Below are 250 nucleotides of genomic sequence, written 5' to 3' on the forward strand. Positions count from 1 at the left end.
GATCGCAATGCGGTTCTTGCCACCTCGCGGCACAATAATATCGGCATACTGTTTGGACGGTTCAATGAACTGCATAAACATAGGGCGAACGGTTTTCTGGTATTGCTGCAGTACCGATGACATTGTCCGGCCGCGTTCTGCCACATCACGCTGCAAACGGCGCAACAGGCAGATATCCAGCGGGGTATCCATAAACACAGTCGCGTGCATCAGATCACGTAAACGGGGATCCGTCAGCAGCAGGATACCT

1 protein-coding gene is annotated in these 250 nt (G+C 52.8%); it reads right to left on the reverse strand.

Translation table 11 applies throughout. The features are described from left to right. Positions 1 to 246 (reverse strand): nucleoside/nucleotide kinase family protein (locus R0J87_RS22965; protein WP_498889246.1); only part of this gene is annotated, 246 nt, incomplete at its 3' end. Between the last annotated feature and the right edge of the window lie 4 nt (positions 247 to 250).

Source organism: Halomonas sp. SIMBA_159, from assembly GCF_046536035.1.
Taxonomy (GTDB): Bacteria; Pseudomonadota; Gammaproteobacteria; order Pseudomonadales; family Halomonadaceae; genus Vreelandella; species Vreelandella venusta_A.